The organism is Paenibacillus amylolyticus, from assembly GCF_050990605.1.
GTDB lineage: Bacteria > Bacillota > Bacilli > Paenibacillales > Paenibacillaceae > Paenibacillus > Paenibacillus amylolyticus_H.
The window spans coordinates 6,495,104-6,514,576 of sequence record NZ_CP158832.1; the positions used below are offsets into that span (position 1 = coordinate 6,495,104).

The following is a 19,473-nucleotide window of genomic DNA, read 5'->3' on the forward strand; positions in this document are numbered from 1 at the left end:
TCCTGTTTCCAGTAGCATGACAAATAGTCGTACAGACCTTGGTCTACACGACTAATTGGGTTTGATCTACCTTCAGCTTTGCTAGTTCCAGAACCTTCTGCAACTTCCTTAATGAACGCAGGATCTCAATACCTATGATTTCAAGTCAACGTAAGAACGATCTGATCCCCGGAACGGGTGATTTTGTAGATACCCTCCTGCATGTCAATACCATAATGCTTTTTCAGCAACCACTTGGCGTTGAGATCCGTCTCGACAACCACTAAATAATCGTAGCCGCTCAGAAGGTTGTCCATATTATCCTCATAGAACAACACGATCCCGTCTACATGTGGAGCATACAAGAAATACTTCCCTACATATTGCATGTAATAGTTCGTGACCTGCTGGTCCCTGTCTGAGGCGTAGAAGAGATATCTGTTATTATCCTCTTGCCCACCTGGGTACCACCGATCACCGGTAACCGCATGAATCTTGTAAGGGAGCGTTGTATCATAGCTTTGGGCGATAGACACGATACCGTTGTATTCGGACAAAAGGATGGTGGCAGCAACCGCCATACAGCCGATAATGCCTTTCTGATAATGACCTTTCGTCTCGACCGTCTTAAAGGATTGATAATCAGGCACTTCACCAATCCGATAATGGAATGAACGCTCCAGGTCGATCGCAGCGCACAACACCAGCCCACCAGCGAACAGCACCACGATACTCGATGCATAACGCTCAAAGCCTGCCAGGACAATTGCTTCATCCAGTGGCATGGAGAAGAGATACAGCGCCAGAATACCTGCATAATACAGCAACAGAACAACGTCCAAAGCAATTAGTGCTTTCCATAAGTTCCACTTCTTCTTAAGCACGATGATGGCAAATACAGAAGCTGCGATTGCGATAATTTGGAAAAGTACAATGCCGAGCACAGGCCTGGACGTGATATCCATGCTCGATTTCAGGAAGAGCGTCAGAATCTCCCATTTCTGTTCTCCCGTCTTGCCCGCTTTGATCACCGCGGCTGTCCCCTCGAACTTGTTATCAACCCCTTGAAATACCGTTGCCATTCGCCAGCTCCAGCCGAAATACGGAAGGAATGAACCGCCAAGGGTACCCAGCACAGCCAGTCCGACTTTCCAGTTCGAGAGCTGCCCATTTCTCAACCACGTATACACCAGGAAGATCAGGCCGATCGCGGCGAAAATAATCCCTGTGCTTTTGATAATGGTCAGCAATCCAGCAAGCGGAAGAACAACAATACATGCCTTTTTGATCTCATGACGATATTGATAAATCACCGCCAGGATCGCGAGTGCGTAGATCGGAAGCAAGAAATCCACGAGTAGATTGGTGATCCGAATCGTAAGATTGAAAAAGGAAAGCGTAGATAACCCGAGTCCGAGAAAAGCGTACAGAAGGAAGCGTTTCTTCTCCGAAACAATGCCAAACATGGCATAAAAACAGGAAAAGATAAGCAGACCCTGTGCCAAAAGCATCACGGACTGGGAGTGCCCCATAAAGCGACAGACATAATAAATAAACGACGAAGTTCCCAGCGGATAGTTTTTAAAATCAATCAGGCTGGAGTCTGGTGTCGGAAAAGCATTTGTACTCAGCATCTGCTTCAACACTATGGCCCAGTGCGAAAAGTTATCGTAGTGTGTCAATTCATTTTGGAACAGAACCAGCAAAAAGATGAACGTTCCGCCCAGAAAAGAAAACTGAAATAACGAGAACAATACATTCGGTTTGGTTTTGGTCCCTTGTCGGACAGCTCGAACCAGCGTACCTCTAACAAACACCAAGCCTAGGATCAACACAATAATACTTCCAATAAAGAGCTGACCTGCCAAGCCAGCAAAATATACGAAGCAGGCAATCGAGGAAAACACGAACACAGGGACGAACTCCCAACGCAGTGAAAGTGCCTTCCGTACAAACTGCATATAACCAAGAAAGGAGAATATCAATAAAACTCCCATCACAAAATGAAGCACAATGAGCATCTTTATCTCTCCTAACCCTCTCTGGTGGCACGATCGGAATGTGGCTGAATCAGATCCGTCAGCAACTGCTCGATCAGGCCCTTCTCCACAATATCATCAATATTCTCCACCGAAAGGAGTACTTCGCGCTCACGGGCTGTCGTTTTTCCCGTATGTTGCAGGATGACTTCAATATTACTCTTCGTATAAAAAGTAACGACCGCTCCTGCCGCAATATCACCATGAAATCCCGTCGCGGAGAAGAAACGATAATTGAAGCTGCGCAGCGTACAGCTAGCATCATTGGTGAAATGAACTGGAAGCTGAAGGGAAAGCCGCGGCATTTTTCGCTGATCGGATCTGGGCTGAACAATACGTTTTTTCACATTACGTAACATATCATCATAAGCCGTATCCCACAGATTCATCTGCTCTGGCAATGAGTGTTTACGGTCGTAGATGATTTGCATGTATTGGCGGTTATCATTCTCACCGACCGGCTGAACCGTTGCAGAATAGCGCCAGCCCTCTCCATCCTGTTTCACATAAACGATGACTGCATCGAGGTTCGCCTCATATCGCTCGGTTTTGACGATCAGAGAGATGATCTTCTGCTCAGCCAAATAAATGGGATAAGGAACATAGAAGGCAATCCCTTGTTCGGATACATCCACCGTCTTGGCCTGATATCGCAGATTGTTGGCTTGGTCGTGAATCGTAACATCTTCCTGCGCCCGAATCCGTTCTGTCTCCCGATACGCACGACGGCCAATCATGAAGAACAGGGCGTAACATAGCGCGATCATGTTATGAATCAGCCAGAAAATAATGATACTGCTGAAGAACAGCGCAATGCCGTACTTGCCATTCACATACCGAATCACGGCTGCAATGGAAAGCAATAGCAAGAAGATATGCGGAAGGGCATATAACAGAGCAGACATCCATTGACGACCGCTCGCTCTGCTTTTGTTGGTAACCTTGAATTTTTTCTCACGAATACCCAGCGTTTCTAGAAGAACAGGCCAGATCAGATAAGGCATAAATATCGTATCGATAACCTGACTCCATCGCTGATTCCGAATATTGCTGGACAGATATCGCATGGATACACTGTAGAAGAAATAGGATGGAAGCCAGAATATTAAGATCTGCCAGAAGGTTGTGTTCACAATCTGGAAGTCGAATAACGCAAACAAAATAGGTGCCAAAATGAAAATCAACCGATTAAAGAAGGACCACCAGTATAAGAAGCTGCTCAAGTAGGTCACTCTCGTCCAGAAAGGAAGCTTCCCAGATAAGGGTGCACGCGTATTCTGCAAGCTCTGAATAATACCCCTTGCCCAGCGAATCCGTTGCTTAATCATGCTCTTCACTGTTGTTGTTGTCTGTCCGGCAGCTTGAACCTCTTGAGTCGCATAGGTAATATAACCTTCCTGCTGCAAGCGGATGCTTGTCTCAAAGTCCTCGGTGATTGTATTGAGCGGAAAACCTCCGATGTCTTCCATACCCTGCCGGGAAATGATTGTATTACTTCCTGTATAGGCTACCGCATTGGAGGCATTACGCAGGATGTTCACTTCTCTGGAGAAGAAGTCCTGTTCATTCGGAATACCTTGCTCTGCATACAGGTTAAACTGGAATAGATCCGGATTGTAGAAGCTCTGCGGGGTCTGTACCAGACCAAGCTTGAACTTAGGGTCCATCTCGTCCTCTCGGCGAGGACGCCATACCTCATTCTCCTTAATAAACGTGGAGAGCATGAAATAGGGTACCGTTTTCATCAAAAAGGTGTGCTGTGGAATCATATCCGCATCAAACGTGGCAATAAGCGGCGAAGAGCTTTTGCTCAGTGCATTGTTCAGATTACCAGACTTGGCATCCTTGTTTCCGGGGAACCCCAGATATCCCACGCCAAACTGTCTGGCAAGCTCCTCCACCTCAGGTCTTGCTCCATCGTCACAGAGATAAATATGAACCTTCTGCTTGTCCGGATAATCCATGAATGTACAGGCATTGACGGTTTTATATAACAGATCAACGGGCTCATTATGCGTAGCAATAAATACATCCACATCCGGATAATATTCCGGCGGAACGACTGGAAAGTCGAGCTGTGTACGTTCTTTTTGCATCTTCTGAAAGAATAATTCAAAGGTTGTCAGTACGGTGACCGTTTCAGCCACAATCAGCAGCATACCAAAAATAACGTTCAGAACGCCTTCACCCCATGGCAACGTAAAAAACGCACGCCATACCAAATAAATCGACATCAGGATCATCGTGATGATAAAAAAGATATTCTGCCTTTTTTCGTTTTGCACTACAACTGCTTCCTCCTTGCTGCAAATACCCATCTTCGCTGCAATTGGAAACTGAGCAGGAACAGCAAGGCATCACAGACGAATTTCGCCAATTTCTCATCTACGAAGAGAACGGTATGGAATATATATACACCGGTACTGGAAAGCAATATCACTACTCCGCATAACGTCAGATAGCGCCATAGACTGCCCTGGCTATCCTCCTTGCGGAATACAAAATGTCTGTTCAGTACATAGTTGACCACAATGGACATAACTCTCGCAATCACGGTTGCGAGCAGAATTCTTAGATAGTGCTGCTCACCCAACACGGGCCGTAACGCGTCGATCAAAAACCAGGCGATACCCAAATCAACAACCGAACTGGCCACCGACGATGAAATGAACCGCAGGAAATTGGAGAACAATACCCCCATGACTCGGGCGCTATCCTGGATCGCTTTAAAATGTGTGCCCGCATTGCCATTCTCATAAATGACTTGGATTGGCATGGTATGAATCGGTATGCCAGACTGAATGCACGAGATGAGCATCTGCAGCTCATATTCAAATCGAGTGCCGCGAACATCCTGCATAAACGCAAGTAGCCCTGGACCGAAGGCACGAAGCCCAGTCTGGGTATCTGACAGCTTTTTACCATATAGCATGGCAAAAATAAAGGAGGTCATCCGATTGCCTAACAGGGACTTTGGCGGTATGTTCCCCTCACTGAAGTTCCTTACCCCGAGCACCAACGAGTCTGGATGGAGTCTTGCTTCTTGGGCTATACGGTAGACATCCTCAGCCGCGTGCTGTCCGTCTGAATCAGCGGTTACAACGAAGGAGGATGCGTCGAATTGCTTTCCAATATAATCAAATCCGGTCTTGAGTGCCGCACCTTTCCCCTGATTTTCCGCATGTGTTAGCAGAGCACAACCGTTCTCACGAAGCTCCTCGAAAATCGACTGGTAGGCCTCACCAGATCCATCGTCCACAATAACAATATTAGTAAATCCATACTCTCGCAATTGCCGTACATAGGCTGGAAGTCTCTCATCCGGTTCAAGTGATGGAATAAGGATGATCGTTTCGCCGTTTTGTCTACCTATAATCATCCTGATAAGCCTCAATTCGACATATTTTCACAAATTCTTTTTTGAATATTGTGAGTATAACACCGAAAAGGGATACAGTAAACGAGTAACTTGTCTATATATTGGTAAAAAAGTTGCACTCTTTTATAAGCTAATTCATAGGTGAAAAATACTAGTAGAGGGTTAGTCTACATGGTTGCAGTATGGCATTCTGCGCGATGAGCCCTCTCTCGCTGAACGGTGCCAGAAACACAGTTGCTTGAGAAGGATACAAGGTAGAAAAAGTGTGTTTATACAGTGGTCGCATACACGAAAAAGAACCACCTTTTACTGTACAAAGGTGGCTCGTGAATTATAGAACTACTGTCACTATCATCTTAATGAGCTAATTAAGTCGAAACGGTACATAATAGACGGTCAAAACTCCCCAAATACAGATGCTTCTATTCTGCCGTCCGCCAACCATGCTTGCATAGCCGGAGATTCTGACTTATTCAGCTTTGCTAATTTGGAATTGTTAAGGTTTCACTACAGAGAGAAGAGACTCATTCCCCTCAGAGATCACCGTCACATCTGGTGCAAATGTTGCATCACTTACATGGAGTGTTTCTCCAAGTTCCATCGTACTAATGTCAAATTCAATCGATGTTGGCAAGTGTCTCGGCAATGCCTCCACTTCAATAGAAGCTAATTGAACTTGCACGACTCCACCCTGCTTTGTGCCGATCGGTGTGCCATTGAACTTGACAGGAATTTTTGTCCGCATGATCTCATTGGTCTGCACCTGTTGAAAATCCACATGAAGCAAATCTCGTGTAACCGAATCACGTTGGAGGTCTTCCAACAATACGGTCAATGAGCCTTTCTTTTCAAACTGTAATTCAATAAAACCAGTTGCTCCTTGCTTCAACCATTTTTGAAATTCTATTGTTGGAATATGAATCATCTCATTCTCCGTATTTCTGCCAAAAACAACGCCTGGCAAACGCCCGGATTTACGTAGATCCCTAAGTCGAGATGGATTTAATGGAATGCGGGTCTCCGCTTGAAAACGAGTAGTCATGCTATGTTCGCTCCTCTTTATTAAATGATATTTTCACATTTTTTATAACCATCCAACCATCCCCTAATGGGGCTAAAGAGAGAAACATAGCATCACCACCTCCATAACCGATCCAATTGATTTAAAATACATTTAATGTAAGCTCCCATGATATACATGAAGGCACTCTACTCCGAAGAGTAGAATGCCTATGGGATGCCTCCACCCTATCATAGAAACATCCTTTTGTCGATTTAACCCCATAATATGATCAAAAGTGTCTGCTTCTTTATTCAAAAAACACATCCTGCATGGGGAATAGCAAATGGTCTCATACTTCTTATAGCTGATATATCGTAAACTTTAGATGATGACCTTCTGATTCTTATGAGCTGCTCTCTCCTGATACTTGACGACCCACTTATATACAAAGGTGAGAATAAATCCGGACAACCCCAGAATGGCTGCAATGACAAAGGCTCTTTGATAACTCCCGTCTGCACTGAATACATTTCTCATAATCGAAGGCCCGAAGTATCCTGCTATTGCGAATCCAATAAACATGATTCCATAATTCACACTATTATTTTTGGCTCCAAACTGATCGGCTGTAAATCCGGGGAATACTCCCATCAGGGAGCCAAAGCTCAATCCAATGGCAGAGATACCGATATAAAATGTCACAACATTGCTACCACCTGATAAATACAGCAAGATGAGTCCTGCTACTGATAAGAGCGAAGCGACGGCCAGCGTATTGATTCGACCAATTTTGTCGGAAATATATCCCGCAAGGATACGTCCACCCGTGTTAAACAGAGCCAAGACAGAAACAACGGTTGTCGCAGCTGCGGCAGACAGACCTACCATTTTCTGAGCTATAGGTGATGCTTGCGACGTACACATTAGACCAGCAAAAGCTCCGCTTATTAATATCAGAATCATGACGTAAAATAGCGGACTTGCCAGCATCCCCTTCCAGTTCTTATCTGCTTTTAAAGATGAATTAACGTTGACAGTCTTAGGTGTCCAGCCTGACGGAACAAAATCAGATGGGCATTTTTCAATAAAGAAAGATGCGGCACAGACAATGACAAGAAATGAAGTACCCGTAACAAAGAATGCAGAGGTTACCCCAGAATTACTGATAAATGCATTGGCAATCGGAGGGATAATAACAGAACTTAATCCATACGCAGCCGTTGTTACACCGCCGACCAGTCCCCGTTTGTCCGGGAAAAACTTGATTGAGTTACTAATGGTGCACCCATAAACCATCCCTGTTCCCAAGCCGAGTACGATCCCATAAGCAAACACCAGAAATCCTACAGACGTTGCAAATCCGGACAGAATCATGCCGCCCCCAAACAACAAGCCTCCAATCAAAATGACTTTCTTCGGTCCAAACCTGTCATTAATCCATCCACCTGAAATCATCGTAATTGGCCCTACAGAGTTGCAGATTGTAAAGGCAATAGCCAAATCCCCCGGAGTTAAAAGACGTCCTGTAATGCCGCTCAAATACTCTGCCATTGGTGCAGCAAATACACTCCATGCGTAAATCGAGCCGATACACAGATTGATAAAACAGCTTGCAATCAGAATAATCCATCTCTTTTTTGTCAGTTCCACTGAGATCTTTTCTCCCTCATGTTTATATTGTGAATTAATTCACTATCTTTCGAGTTAAATAGTACCACAGGCAAAAAATCATATCAATGAAAACATGTACATATTTATATGAACTGATTAACGTGTTAGTTTAAATCTGTATCTATATTAAGGTTCACTCGCTGGTTATGTTATAATTACAAGATTCATACGTATTTATCTAGAGAAGGTGAGCCTTATGAGAACTTTAAAATATGCAATATTAGGGCTGTTGTCTAAGGAACCCATGACTGGTTACGATATAGGCAAAGAGTTTAGTAAGGATTTGGGTGAATTTTGGACTGCAAAGCACAGTCAGATATATCCTGAGTTGAAAAAATTGTTGAGCGAGGAACTGATTGTATACGAAATTCAAATTAGTGGAGAAATTCTGGAGAAAAAGCTGTATTCCATTACGGAAAAAGGCAAGCTTGATTTTGTTCAATGGTTGAAAAAAGAAGAGCCTATTGAACCCACGCCCAAAGATGTGTTTCGGCTTCGAATGTATTTCTCTCATCATCTTGATGCTGCAACCCGATTACAGCTGGTGGATCATCAACTGATTCAGCATCAGGAACGACTAACACATCTTCAACACACCAAAGAAAGATATAGTCAAATTCCTTCTGCGGACAGTGAGCATTTCGGAGATTATCTGGTGTTGGATTATGCAATTCAACGCGAGATGTTAATCATTCAATGGCTGGAAAAAATTATAACTTATTCTCAGAAATAAACTTAAAAACGACGAGGTCCATTCTCCTTCTTCTCAATGGACCCCGTCGTTTATTTAATTAATAATTATTATGAATACATGAAGTTCAACATTATGAAGCTTTGGCTGCAACAGCCTTTTCAATTAAAGCTTTGGCATCGTTAGTAGTAAGACCTTGTTTAGGTTGAAGCGATTTTTTATCGGTTCCACCCAGAATACCTTTGTCAATCAATTTTGCCATAGGCTTAATTGCGTAAGCAGACACGGACTTACCATCCTCGAAAGCAGCAATAATCGTTGCCGCATTCGCTTCAGATGCCGGACTGTTCACCAATTTTGCCAAAATCGTCGCTGCTTCTTCCAAAGTAATATCACGTTCCGGGTAGAAGTTCCCGCCGTAACCTTGAATGAATCCAGCTTGCGTAGCTTCAGCAATCGCATCCGCATATGCAGCATTGGCCGCAACATCCTTGAATGCAGGTGCTGTCGTTACTTTGTTCAGTTTCAACATGTCCACCAGAGCACTTACAAATTCAGCACGAGAAATGACTTCTGTTGTTACAGGTGTTTCTGTTGGCTCGGTAGATGCAGCCAGGTTTGTGATACGTCCTTCATTTTTAGCTTCGATGCTACCGCCTTTATACGTATCTACGATGTATTGGTAGAATACATCCAGATCGATCGGACCTGTCAGGGATGATTTAGCATCCAGCAGCACTTTATAGTTATCTCCACCTGCAGCCATAAAGTTGTTAACTACAGCCGTATATGTTTTTGCAGAATCAATTGGTGTTCCATCTTCCAGACTAAGACCAGTAATACGTTCTGCCACTGGCTTATTGAAATCTGCAGTGTATTTCAAACCAGAGATTTGGAGTGTTTTGGTATTAGGTGTACCGTCAGCATTGGTACCCCATTGCTGCTGCAACAAGGTTTTAACCTGTTCGCCAGTCAGCTCAAGTTTCACTAGAGTATTACCGAATGGTTGGATTTTCGCAAGATCAGCAAAGGTTACATCATCTTTTGGTAAGTCCGCACGAATACCACCTGGATTCATAAATGCAAAGTCAGCATCGCTCGCTTTATCACCAAAGTCTGCTTGACGCATGGCATCTGCAATCAAGTTGCCTAGAGGGGCTTCGTTATTATAAGCATCTGTACGAGTAACAGAACCATCCGTTGTACCTACTGGCTTCGTCAGCTCAGGATGCTTGTCCAATGATTTTTTAATAATTGCCAACGTTTCAGGGTCTTCTTTTACACCCTCTTGGAATGTTGTTGTAATCGTAGCTGATTTCTCAGTTACATCTCCGGTAGCAGGGTCAATCATCAGCTTGATATCTTCAAAAGCTGTACCATATGAGTAGGCTTGCACGATCAATTTTCCATTCACTTCACCGTTAGCCAAAGCATGATTGTCACCTGCAACGATCACGTCAACAGGGGAATTTGATGGTAAAGCTTTTGCCAGATCAGCTGCTTCTCCAGTCGTTACGCCTTCTTTGGTGGTTGCTGGATCATGTGCCAACACGATGATCGTTTCTACACCTTTATCTTGTAATTCTTTTGCATATTTATTAACAGCTTCAACTTCTTCTTCTGGACTTAAGAAACGCACACCAGCTGTACCCGATGGTGATACTTTGGCAGGTGTTGATTTGGTCACTAGTCCGATGAATCCAATTTTGACTCCGCCTACTTCTTTAATTACATAAGGCTGGATTAGTGTTTTTCCGGTAGCGGTTTCGATCACGTTTGCATTGACGTAATCAAATTTTGCACCGGCATGCGTTACTTTGCCTTCTTTTGGATCAAGGCCACCAAAGATCTGTGCCTTTAAAGCAGCGACACCATGGTCGAATTCATGATTTCCCAAGGAGCCCACATCAAATCCCATCATATTCATCCATTCCATGGTAGGCTCGTCACGATCAAGAGATGAGACTGGCGCAGATGCACCAACAGAGTCTCCATTATGGAAGAGTAGGGAATGTTCATATTTGGCTTGAGCTTCTTTGAGATAGGTTGCTAGAATTGGAGCCGATCCTGCCTTTTTATCACCAACCATCGATGTGGTATCTAACTGACCGTGCAAGTCATTGATACCAATCAAGTGTACTTCTACATCGTTGCCTGCGGCTGAGACAGAACCTGCTGCGCCCAATAGTTGCGTGAGTAATAGTGCAGCAGTAGCTACACGCAGGGTGCTTTTACCCAAAACTTTTTTCCAAGACATGAATTACAAAACCCCTCTCCAATTATCGATCCTGAGATATTTTACCATAGTTCAATTCAGAAAAGTCATAGAAAATATCAAATGGTTGTAAAAATATTTGGGAGATTGATAGAGAAGAGGTATGTTTAAACCTGGCTAAACACGTTCAACAGCAAGAGTATCTTTCATCATCAGTTAACTACGATTCCTCTTTGCTCTAACATGTTCATTAATAGAACGACGGCCTCTGCTCTGGTGGTTGGTGATTTAGAATTGAAATTGTTGTTTCCCATCCCTTCGACAAGGCCAAGTTCCTTCAGCGTTGCCACAGCGTTTTTTGCCCAAACAGGGATAGACTTGTCGTCTGCAAAAGACGTTGTAGCATTGCCTGTAGTAGACACCCTGAGCGCATCCGCAACCATCACTGCCATCTCGGCACGTGTGATATCGGCGTTGGGCCGGAACGTGTCGTCTGGATAACCGCTAATAATGCCTTCTTGCACGGCTTGCGATACTTCCATTTTGGCCCAAGTTCCGATCTCGGTTTTATCTGAGAATACCAGTTCCACTTCTGCTTTTTGTGAATTTAAGGTGCTCATCAGCATGACTGAGAACTCTGCACGTGTGACGTTCTTTCCCGGATTGAACGTTCCATCTGGATATCCGGTAATTATACCGTTGCTTAAAGCTTGTTTAATTCTTGCTTCAGCCCAGTGTCCCGAGATGTCGCTAAAGCCAGCTTCCGTCGTCGGTTCAACTGGACTATTCAAGAGAGGCTTTCCGCTAGTTAGATCAACAACAAGGACAGCAAACTTCGTAAAGTGATTGGCCTCAACTGTGATTTGCTCCCCTTTTATAATACCGCCAGGCACTTTCTCCCATGCTTTATTCACTTCATCATAATAAAATACAGCCACTGTATGCTGACTCTTAAGACCTGATGAATCAAATGTAAATGTCATTTTTACCGGCTTGAGAAAGTTCTCCGGAAAATTCTTCAGAAGCTCAAATACTGGGCCGGCCAGAACCTCTTTATTTGTTAACAAAGTTTCGGTATTAGACACTTTATCAATCGATAATGTCAATTCTTGAGGTGATGCCCCTGCTGGAATTGAGATCTGAATCTCTTTGCCCAAGCTAACCAACCCTGATTTGCCCGCCGGAACGGTTATTTTACCCGTTGTTGAAGTGACTGTATTGTCTATCGGGGCCATTGGTGCAGAAGGACTGCTTGGGCTTGTTGTTTGTACCGGCTGTACAGTGAAAACTGAATACGGATTGGACTCCGTTATACCCTGTCCTGTATTACCGGCACCATTGGACACTCCCGTATTCTGAAGGGTGATGACATTGACTGATTTGCTCACATTAGCTTGAGGGGTTAACGTTGCTGTCCACGTCACACCCCCATCGGTTGAACGAACAGCACTCAGTGTACCGTTCGCAACCGTTAGATCCGCATTATCAAAACCCGACACAGCCTCAGAGAATGTGATCGTTACCGCTGATGTTTTGCCACTGGTCAGCGTTGTATCGGCTACAACAATCGTTGCCGTTGGTTGGGCGGTATATACCGTATAATTATTCGAATCCGTCGTACCCGTTCCGGCATTGCCTGCAACATCACTGATGCCTGTATTATCAAGCGTAATGATATTCGTTCCATCCGTGATGCCAACAGTCGGCGTCAATATCGCGGTCCATGTAATGCCTCCATCGGAAGAGCTAACGGAACTCAGTGTACCGTTTGCAATGACTAGGTCATCATTGGTAAATCCTGTAACTGCTTCGGAAAACGTAAAGGTAACCTGCGATGTCTTCCCTGCAGTCAGTGTCGTATCGGTAACGTCAATCGTTGCTGTGGGCCTTTCGGTATCGATTACGAAGTTATTTGAGTCTGTAGTTCCTATGCCTTCAATGCCGCCTTGATTCATCACACCCGTATTGTCGAGTGTAATCTTGTTGGTTCCAGCAGTCATGCCGACAGGCGGGATTAGTTCTGCTGTATAGCTAATATTATCATTGGTAGCCAGATTGTTAATGGTACCATTCGTCACCGCAAGGTCTGTAAGCGTAAAACCAGTCACTGCTTCAGAGAATGTAAAGGTGACATCAGACGTCTTGCCAATATTCAACGTTGTATCGGCTACGACAATCGTTGCCGTTGGCCGGGCGGTATAGATCTCATAATTATTCGAAGGCGTTGTCCCCGTGCCTGTATTGCCTGCAATATCACTAATGCCCGTATTATCAAGCGTGATGATGTTAGTTGCATCCGTGATACCCAAAGCTGGTGTTAATGTCGCGGTCCATGTAATACCTCCATCGGAGGAACTAAGGCCACTCACCGTCCCATTCTCAACTATTAGGTCGGCAACGCTAAAGCCGGTCACTGCTTCGGAAAATGTGATGGTGATCAGTGATGTCTCCCCAGCGGTCAGCGTCGTATCGGCTACGACAATGGTTGCTGTCGGTCTTAATGTATCAATCGCATAATTACTCGTGGTGGTTGTGCCTGCCCCTACAATACCGTCTTGATTCATCACACCCGCGTTGTTCAGGGTTATGACGTTGGTTGCATCTGTAGTGTTGAGGCTAGGTGTGAGAGTTGCGGTCCACGTAATGCCTCCATCAGAAGAGACAGGTGCAGTCAGTGTGCCGTTCGGAACCGTTAAATCTCCATTGTCTAACCCTTGTACCGCTTCCGAGAACGTAAAGGTTACCTGTGATGTGCTGCCAATTCTCAGTAGCGTATTATCCATTGTGATTGTTGACGTTGGAGCCGCAGCATAGACCTTATCCGATGGTTTTAAGTACAACAACCCTGTGATTAGAGATAATACCAGAACCAAGCTCCCTATCTTTTTGACAAAATACATATGATCCCCCTCTTAGCTTTCCTCTGGATGATTAAATCATGTTAAATCCTTCTGAAATCATTCAAATTTAATCTAAACCATTCGACACATACATCTAAATTCCTATATCCACAAATAAAAATAAATCGTTTTCTACAACTGAACTACGAACTGTAAGTCGAGAGTGAGACTAGTTAAAAGTATTCATTTATACCTTCCACTATCGCCCGGAAAGACTTTAATAGAAAATTATGCATTTTATCTTTTTAGTTGATATAATGGGATAAAAAGTCATATTCGTTTTGTGATCACACGTATGGGCAGTTATGATAGTAAACTTCCTCGGACCTCAACCCCCTCAACTCTAGTTAACACATATCATTTTCATACTATGTATTCAAGCAACTTATTGTCTATTAAAGGAGGTGACCCCGGAGAGCATTGTAAATTGATTTTCCCTATAACTACCACTGGGGGATGCGTTGATTGCTCTTTCACCACTCCTAACCGAACGCTGTGCAGAAATACGCAATAACTGTAAGGTTTGTAGTTCTATACATTTAGCTTTAACCATTATAAAGAACATAGGAGCGTGTCCAATGAACAGACAACTTTTTCCCAGATCTTTTCGAATTCTTATGGCTTGCTTGTTGATTCTTGCATTTGCCGTACCAGCGACCGCTTCTGCCAGCTATCTTGGAGATAAGCTCACGATCGGCCAAAGTATGGCTAAGGGAGACTATCTCACTTCGCAGGATGGCAGATTTTCAGCCATTTGGCAGAATGACGGGAATTTTGTCATCTATCAGAATGGTTCTTCTCTTTGGAGTAGCGGTACCAGTAACAGTGGGGCTCTTTCGTTCAAGTTTGAACCACAATACGGAAAACCTGTCATGTATAAATATGGCATGAAATATCAAGATGTGTACCAATATGGTTATCGTTATGGTTTCAACCCGGCTACAGGTAAATACGAATATTACACTGGTTGGGGATGGGATAAAGTTTTGGTGATTGATACTTCTGTACAGGTAGCTGCTTGGTCTCCCAATACCACCTCATGGATTTCAGGTCATCACGGGAGTAACTTACCGGCTAACACAACGGGTGACACCCTGGTCATGCAAAGTGATGGGAATTTAGTTCTCTATAACACAACGCTGACCAATAGCAATTATCCGAACAGTTGGATTCCTGTCTGGGCTTCCAATACGGGCGGGCGCTAAAAATCAGATGGAGAGTCGCATGATGCGCGGCTCTTTTTTGTTTTCCGAGGAAGCTGATAGATTGCTGATGTGTAGCGATGGATATCATAGGAATAATTATGGCGATTTGGCCTTACTTTGCTTGGTATGTACGACTGGGATGGAAGTTTAAAGATGCGGAGCCAAGTGACTTAGCCTTAAATGTTGGACGGATCTCAGGTATTGTCTTAGTGATAGTCGGTTTCATACTGATCGTTTCAAGTTGCTCCACAGGAAGCGGGGCGGACACCAAATGGGCAGAACAATTTAAAGAGAAACTGAATGCAGGGCAAGTAAAAGAAATCAGTATTGGCATGATCCATACCACAATATTAAGCGAAGAAGAAAAAAATACGGTTATCCAAATGATACAAGATGCAGAACTTAGACCTTTTGATGCAGGTGATATTGTTGGATCGAATAATGCTTGGATGATTACATTTATAGATGAAACGAGCTTAGACATCATTATTTTCGGACCTTCTGGAGGAATCGAATTGCATCCGAAGGCTACCGAGACAGAATATGAGATAATGAGTGAAGAGTTAAAAAATTGGTTTAAAACAAATTATAACTCCCTATACATTGGAGTGGCTTTGGTAAATTATTTTGTTTAGTGAAAATTGTATGACAAACTCGTTGACTCACTTCACTTGTAAGAAGTCAGATTTATGTGATTCATAGCTGTCATATATACCTGTAAAATAACCACTTTTTCTAGCCTGATCTTCGTTAAACCTTTTTAAATTTATGTAGTTCTGTTTAGCATTTTCTTTTATAGTATGGCTAATATAATACCCTGCATACTCTTCAGTTGATGGAATTGGGAGAATTATTTTTTCAGAATTAACATATAAATTGTCTTCATTATAAACTACTTGTATATCAAATTTATAAATTGTTGGCATTATGGGGTCACCTAAATCATTTGCAATTCTTAGTCTAAACCTATCGACTCCATTGGGTCCCACACTTTGTGATATAGTATAGTTTTTCGTTTCTAATCCAGAAAGTAACATATCATAAGTGTAAGATGATTCAATTCTATCAAAGTAAATTGCATGTGGGTTAATCATTTCATAAAAATCATGAATATTAAACACAACTCTTTTTAAAAATGCAACTTCATCACCTATATTTCTTAATTTCACATCCAATATTGGAAACTTTTCTTCGTCATCAGCTTCAAGAATTTCTAAATCTATTATTTTAATTTCGGCTTTTTTTTTATTATCACTATTTATAGTAATAGTGTTACCAGAACCATTTATAACCTGACTATTATTAAATGAACTCCTACTATTATCCTGTGCATATGTACTTCTAGGCTTAGCTAACATAAGAATTTCCTTTAATTCCATATCATCATCAATCGCAGCTTCTAAAAATTTTACACTTTTCTTATATTCATCTGGAATTTCGTTAATTTTTGTTGCAATGTTTTCATATTCTCTCTCATCTAATGCCCAGTTCTTAAGATGTTTTTTTAAATATTCACTCGTGACAAAACCTACTTTTTTAATACTATCCCACGCTAAACCTGACAGTATAGACGATGTTAAAAAATCCATTTAATATCCTCCTTTAGAAATATAGTCGGCCTCTTGGTCTACTAAACCCATGAAGCCTCCCCTTAGTTATCGATAGTACATATTTCGACACAAAAAGGAAAATACCTCCAACCCAATAATTGAATTTTGACCTGAGTTTAAGAAATTTGTTCCCACCTACTCTCAAGTCGGAAATTAGTTTATATTGAATTCCTCAACTCAAATTATCCTCATCCATCACTCATCGTACGGTTCACCGTATCATTTTAGAGGCAAAAGTATATGAAAAGTTTTCAGTGTTATCAGGCGGTGTTCGTCCAGTCTATCTCAATCGGGCTTGATATTACCAGAAGGCTCACCTTTAAAGAGCGGAAGGGCTATTTCCCATGACTCCATCAACCGCAGTAAGATAAGCGTATTTTCATATATTGACAAATAAATATGTTAGACTACTAAAAGAAGAATTGCCGATCTATACTAAAGAATGCATCACATCTGAATACAGGCAGTTATTGCGATAAACGTAGTTAGAAAGGAAACCCCATGAATAGTTCCTTGAAGCAACGAATGAAATCAGTATTAGCACCGGTATTTCCCGGTGGAATCATAACCATTCTGATATTTTCTCTGGATCACTTTCAATTCGAACTTGTTGAAAAATTTCTGCTGTTTGCGGCTTTTGTCATTGTACCTCTTGTGATTTTACTTTTGAACCATGACGAAAAGAATAAACATCAACGAATGATTTATGCTGCTATGAAATGGCTTCAATTTCCCGCTGCGCTTCTTACTCTCGCCTCGGTAATGAGTAGTAAGATGTGGGGGTTAGAAGGTACGGCAATCCCAGGGATTCTGTCCCTTGGGTGGCTACTGTTCACAATGCTGCTTGGCCTCTATGGCTTGACCACGATTATGATTGCTAAAGGAAGAGCTGCGGAAATAGCGATTGGTGCGGGGCTCGTTTATTTTTTTGTCGGGGGCATCTGGTTTACCTTGTATCAATATCAAATAAATCTCTTCCAGGCTAATCCTGCAACGCACGCGTTAAGCTCGCTCCACTTTCATTTCTCATCTGCGATCGTTCCGATATTTATTGGCGCACTGGGACGCATCATGACGAAGAAAAGCTGGTATCCCTGGGTTGTTGCCATTGATATCATCGGACCAATCTTGATTGCTATTGGTATGATTTTCTCCAAGCCAATTGAATACATTGGTGTCAGTTTGTTCGCCTGCAATATTGTGGTTTACACCGCTTATCTCCTTGCTTACTTGAGGAAAAACGCTTTGGATATTAAGGCAGCCTTCTTCTTAGGCCTTTCTTGCCTAGCCTTTTATACGGTGGTTGTCATCTCCATCTTCTATCCGTTACTGAAAAATATGTATTCCTTAACCATACTCGATTTCATTCCCATTTACGGAGCTCTGCATGCGTTTGGTTTTGTCTTATGTGGACTGATTGGTTGGGTGTATATGGTAGGCTTCATTCACGAGGTGATAGATTAGCTAGATCATGCTCAGGTTGATTTTGAATCGCCAAAAGCCTACGGAGTGAATCCCGTAGGCTTTCGATTATATAAAAATTCAAGGAGGAAATGTAGAATTAGCTTAATGCTTTTACCAAAGCTTCTCCAAATTCTTTAGCGCCATCAGGACCATCACCAGTGATAATATCTTCATGAGCAACAACATGTTTTTCAACATATGTTACTTTATTCGCTTTTAATTGGTCTTTTTGTACATCCACTGGATAGCAAGTAGCCTCTCTTCCGGTAAGTAAACCGGTTTTAGCTACAGTAACCGCACCTGCACAGATTCCTGTTACAAGAACTTTATCCGTGTACGCTTGTTTCAAGTAATCTTGTAATTCTTGATTCCCCCATAGGTGATCGTTCGTACCAGATCCACCAATAACGGATACAACATCATAATCAGAAACAATAACGTCCGAGAAAATGACCTCAGCAGTTGCTTTACCTTCATAATCCCCTATGATTTCACCTGTTTTTGTACTTGCAATGGTCACATCAATTCCGTTGCTTTCCAATTCGGCTTTTGGTTTAAATAATTCGTCCTCATTGAAACGTTCTGGTGGTATAATAAAGAGTGCTTTTTTACTCATTTGTAGTTCCTCCTAATTAGTGAAAAAGATTTGCCGGTAAGACGACTATTTCATTCTAATGCTTGTTTTCTTCACTGTGAAGAATGCACTTTTGTGTAAGAAGGTTACCTTCAGGTTACAATTGATAGGAATAAGGGGGTACGAGCTTATGCCAGATACTTTTAGAGATGAAGTTAAAGAAAAGATCATAAATGGTGATTATAATTGCGAAAAAGAACTTACCTTATCCATTCTTAGTGGCAAATGGAAAATTGTTATTTTGTGGCATTTAGGTGTAGAAGGACCCTATCGATTCAGTGATCTCCAAAGGCTTTTTCCAAAAATATCTCATAAAATATTAACGAATCAATTAAGAGAACTGATGGAAGATGGAATAGTTCATCGTGAGGTTTATCCAGAAGTTCCACCCAAAGTGGAATACTCCATGACTGAATTGGGGATGACTTTACTTCCTATCGTTGAAATGATGTATGAATGGGGAAAAAATCGTATAGCAGAAATCATAAAAGAAATGGATATCCAGGAATCAAACAATTAATCCTCTACTTTTCGATAGCTTCTTTAATTCGCCCTAGACCTTTTGCTTCGTACCATTGCTCTATGAACAATCGTTCCTTCCTTTATAGAATCTCCAGCGCTACTTTCAAATCAATTCGTTTACTTGGCCAATAGTAAATATATTCTATAGTACTAATTAAAGG

Annotated in this window: 14 protein-coding genes; 5 read left to right on the forward strand and 9 right to left on the reverse strand. The window is 42.4% G+C overall.

Annotation, left to right across the window (positions count from 1 at the left end):
• Positions 1 to 140: 140 nt before the first annotated feature.
• From ABTV53_RS28590 to ABTV53_RS28610, 5 genes are all read right to left on the reverse strand, one after another.
• Positions 141 to 2,000 carry a hypothetical protein gene (locus ABTV53_RS28590; RefSeq protein ID WP_433749130.1) on the reverse strand — a complete coding sequence of 620 codons (1,860 nt, stop codon included), beginning with the start codon at positions 1,998 to 2,000 and terminating at the stop codon, positions 141 to 143.
• A gap of 11 nt (positions 2,001 to 2,011) precedes the next feature.
• Positions 2,012 to 4,303 (reverse strand): glycosyltransferase family 2 protein, encoded by a 2,292-nt coding sequence (locus ABTV53_RS28595; RefSeq protein WP_433749133.1) that lies wholly within the window; start codon positions 4,301 to 4,303, stop codon positions 2,012 to 2,014.
• Positions 4,303 to 5,397, reverse strand: a complete 1,095-nt coding sequence (locus ABTV53_RS28600; RefSeq protein ID WP_433749137.1) for a GtrA family protein — start codon at positions 5,395 to 5,397, stop codon at positions 4,303 to 4,305. Before ABTV53_RS28600 ends, ABTV53_RS28595 begins: the two co-directional genes overlap by 1 nt.
• Before the next feature lie 496 nt (positions 5,398 to 5,893).
• On the reverse strand, positions 5,894 to 6,439 hold the full coding sequence (locus ABTV53_RS28605) for a 50S ribosomal protein L25 (protein ID WP_433749140.1): 546 nt from the start codon (positions 6,437 to 6,439) through the stop codon (positions 5,894 to 5,896).
• A 342-nt stretch (positions 6,440 to 6,781) separates the two neighbouring features.
• Positions 6,782 to 8,050 (reverse strand): L-lactate MFS transporter, encoded by a 1,269-nt coding sequence (locus ABTV53_RS28610; RefSeq protein WP_421896115.1) that lies wholly within the window; start codon positions 8,048 to 8,050, stop codon positions 6,782 to 6,784.
• 217 nt (positions 8,051 to 8,267) lie between these two features.
• Between ABTV53_RS28610 and ABTV53_RS28615 the strand changes: the two genes are divergently transcribed.
• On the forward strand, positions 8,268 to 8,804 hold the full coding sequence (locus ABTV53_RS28615; protein WP_433749145.1) for a PadR family transcriptional regulator: 537 nt from the start codon (positions 8,268 to 8,270) through the stop codon (positions 8,802 to 8,804).
• 91 nt (positions 8,805 to 8,895) lie between these two features.
• Here the strand turns inward: ABTV53_RS28615 and ABTV53_RS28620 are convergent, their stop codons facing one another.
• Both ABTV53_RS28620 and ABTV53_RS28625 read right to left on the reverse strand, forming a co-directional pair.
• Positions 8,896 to 11,019: a bifunctional metallophosphatase/5'-nucleotidase gene (locus tag ABTV53_RS28620; RefSeq protein WP_433749148.1), complete on the reverse strand. Its 2,124-nt coding sequence runs from the start codon at positions 11,017 to 11,019 to the stop codon at positions 8,896 to 8,898.
• A gap of 170 nt (positions 11,020 to 11,189) precedes the next feature.
• Complete coding sequence (locus ABTV53_RS28625; RefSeq protein ID WP_433749151.1) at positions 11,190 to 13,877, reverse strand: Ig-like domain-containing protein; 2,688 nt, start codon at positions 13,875 to 13,877, stop codon at positions 11,190 to 11,192.
• A 578-nt stretch (positions 13,878 to 14,455) separates the two neighbouring features.
• Here ABTV53_RS28625 and ABTV53_RS28630 point away from each other — a divergent pair.
• Together ABTV53_RS28630 and ABTV53_RS28635 are read left to right on the forward strand one after the other, a co-directional pair.
• Positions 14,456 to 15,082 carry a hypothetical protein gene (locus ABTV53_RS28630; RefSeq protein ID WP_433749154.1) on the forward strand — a complete coding sequence of 209 codons (627 nt, stop codon included), beginning with the start codon at positions 14,456 to 14,458 and terminating at the stop codon, positions 15,080 to 15,082.
• A 77-nt stretch (positions 15,083 to 15,159) separates the two neighbouring features.
• The gene (locus ABTV53_RS28635) at positions 15,160 to 15,717 is read left to right on the forward strand and encodes a DUF6199 family natural product biosynthesis protein (protein WP_433749157.1); all 558 of its coding nucleotides are present in this window, start codon (positions 15,160 to 15,162) and stop codon (positions 15,715 to 15,717) included.
• 27 nt (positions 15,718 to 15,744) lie between these two features.
• Here the strand turns inward: ABTV53_RS28635 and ABTV53_RS28640 are convergent, their stop codons facing one another.
• Positions 15,745 to 16,671, reverse strand: a complete 927-nt coding sequence (locus ABTV53_RS28640) for a hypothetical protein (protein ID WP_433749160.1) — start codon at positions 16,669 to 16,671, stop codon at positions 15,745 to 15,747.
• A gap of 522 nt (positions 16,672 to 17,193) precedes the next feature.
• On the opposite strand from ABTV53_RS28640, the gene ABTV53_RS28645 reads away from it, so the two are divergent.
• Positions 17,194 to 18,156 (forward strand): YndJ family transporter, encoded by a 963-nt coding sequence (locus ABTV53_RS28645; protein WP_433749163.1) that lies wholly within the window; start codon positions 17,194 to 17,196, stop codon positions 18,154 to 18,156.
• A 97-nt stretch (positions 18,157 to 18,253) separates the two neighbouring features.
• Here the strand turns inward: ABTV53_RS28645 and ABTV53_RS28650 are convergent, their stop codons facing one another.
• Positions 18,254 to 18,772, reverse strand: coding sequence for a DJ-1/PfpI family protein (locus ABTV53_RS28650; protein ID WP_433749166.1), 519 nt, complete (start codon positions 18,770 to 18,772; stop codon positions 18,254 to 18,256).
• A 148-nt stretch (positions 18,773 to 18,920) separates the two neighbouring features.
• Between ABTV53_RS28650 and ABTV53_RS28655 the strand changes: the two genes are divergently transcribed.
• Positions 18,921 to 19,310, forward strand: coding sequence for a winged helix-turn-helix transcriptional regulator (locus ABTV53_RS28655; protein ID WP_433749169.1), 390 nt, complete (start codon positions 18,921 to 18,923; stop codon positions 19,308 to 19,310).
• The last annotated feature ends 163 nt before the right edge of the window (positions 19,311 to 19,473 follow it).